At 65.2% G+C, this 2,264-nt stretch carries 2 protein-coding genes; one reads left to right on the top strand and one right to left on the bottom strand.

Annotation, left to right across the window (positions count from 1 at the left end; translation table 11 throughout):
- Window positions 1-1,101, bottom strand: a 1,101-nt coding sequence (locus HDG39_RS35775) for a hypothetical protein (RefSeq protein WP_311735906.1), incomplete at its 3' end; no start/stop codon positions are given.
- Between HDG39_RS35775 and HDG39_RS35545 the strand changes: the two genes are divergently transcribed.
- Window positions 1,000-2,264 (top strand): Ig-like domain-containing protein (locus HDG39_RS35545; RefSeq protein WP_311735907.1); only part of this gene is annotated, 1,265 nt, incomplete at its 3' end. The genes HDG39_RS35775 and HDG39_RS35545 overlap by 102 nt on opposite strands.

Genomic DNA, 2,264 nt, shown 5'->3' with positions numbered 1-2,264 from the left:
GTAGTGGATGAACAGACGCCGCCGGGTGCAGTTGACGACGATACGGATGCGGACGCTGATTCCGATGCTGATGCTGATGCGGACGCGGATGCTGATGCTGACGCGGATGCGGATGCGGATGCGGATGCGGATGCGGATGCGGATGCGGACGCGGACGCGGATGCTGATGCTGACGCGGATGCGGATGCGGATGCTGACGCGGATGCGGATGCGGATTCCGATGCGGATGCTGACGCGGATGCGGATGCTGATGCCGATGCTGACGCGGATGCCGATGCGGATGCCGATGCGGATGCTGACGCGGATGCCGATGCGGATGCTGACGCGGATGCTGACGCGGATGCCGATGCGGACGCGGATGCCGATGCCGATGCGGATGCGGATGCGGATGCGGATGCGGATGCGGATGCGGACGCGGATGCCGATGCTGACGCGGATGCTGATGCTGATGCCGATGCGGACGCGGATGCCGATGCCGATGCCGATGCCGATGCGGATGCGGATGCTGACGCTGATGCCGACGCCGATGCGGATGCGGATGCGGATGCGGATGCGGATGCGGATGCTGACGCGGATGCCGATGCCGATGCCGATGCCGATGCCGATGCCGATGCGGACGCTGATGCGGACGCGGATGCTGATGCGGATGCGGATGCTGACGCCGATGCGGACGCTGATGCCGACGCCGATGCGGATGCTGACGCTGATGCCGATGCTGACGCGGATGCTGACGCCGATGCTGACGCCGATGCGGATGCTGATGCCGACGCTGATGCCGACGCGGACGCGGATGCTGATGCGGATGCGGATGCGGATGCGGATGCGGATGCGGACGCCGATGCCGATGCCGATGCCGATGCCGATGTTGATGCGCCGGATCAGCCAGTGATTGTCGAAGTCATTGACGACGAAGGTCCGGTTCAGGGTCCGGTGGGCAATGGTGAGAGCACGGACGACACGACGCCGACGCTGGTGGGCAAGGGTGAACCGGGCGACACGATCATCGTGATCGACAACGGCACGCCGATTGGCGAGACGACGGTCGACGAGGAGGGCAACTGGAGCTTCACGCCTGAGACGCCGCTGGAAGAGGGCGAGCATGAGTTCACGGTGGTGGAGCGCGATCCTGCGGGCAACGAAAGTGAGCCGTCGGACCCGCGGACGGTGATCGTGGATACGACGCCGCCGGGCAAGCCGTCGATTGTCGAAGTCATTGACGACGAAGGTCCGGTTCAGGGTCCGGTGGGCAATGGTGAGAGCACGGACGACACGACGCCGACGCTGGTGGGCGAGGGCGAACCGGGCGACACGATCATCGTGATCGACAACGGCACGCCGATTGGCGAGACGACGGTCGACGAGGAGGGCAACTGGAGCTTCACGCCTGATACGCCGCTGGAAGAGGGCGAGCATGAGTTCACGGTGGTGGAGCGCGATCCTGCGGGCAACGAAAGTGGGCCGTCGGACCCGCGGACGGTGATCGTGGACACGACTGCGCCGGACCAGCCAGTCATTGGCGAAGTGATTGACGACGAAGGTCCGATCCAGGGACCGGTGGGCAATGGCGAGAGCACGGACGACACGACGCCGACGCTGGTGGGCAAGGGCGAACCGGGCGACACGATCGTCGTGATCGACAACGGCACGCCGATTGGCGAGACGCAGGTCGACGAGGACGGCAACTGGAGCTTCACGCCTGATACGCCGCTGGAAGAGGGCGAGCATCAGTTCACGGTGGTGGAGCGCGATCCTGCGGGCAACGAAAGTGAGCCGTCGGACCCGCGGACGGTGATCGTGGACACGACTGCGCCGGACCAGCCAGTCATTGGCGAAGTGATTGACGACGAAGGTCCGATCAAGGGTCCGGTGGGCAATGGCGAGAGCACGGACGACACGACGCCGACGCTGGTGGGCGAGGGTGAACCGGGCGACACGATCATTGTGATCGACAACGGCACGCCGATTGGCGAGACGACGGTCGACGAGGAGGGCAACTGGAGCTTCACGCCTGAGACGCCGCTGGAAGAGGGCGAGCATGAGTTCACGGTGGTGGAGCGCGATCCTGCGGGCAACGAAAGTGGGCCGTCGGACCCGTGGACGGTGATCGTGGATACGACGCCGCCGGGCAAGCCGTCGATTGTCGAAGTCATTGACGACGAAGGTCCGATCCAGGGTCCTGTGGACAATGGCGAGAGCACGGACGACACGACGCCGACGCTGGTGGGCAAGGGCGAACCGGGCGACACGATCGTCGTGATCGACAA

Origin of the sequence: Paraburkholderia lebeckiae, from assembly GCF_014201005.1 — a bacterium.
Lineage (GTDB): Bacteria > Pseudomonadota > Gammaproteobacteria > Burkholderiales > Burkholderiaceae > Paraburkholderia > Paraburkholderia tuberum.
Note: the sequence above shows the minus strand (reverse complement) of the source record. Positions and strands in the feature narration are given on the sequence as shown.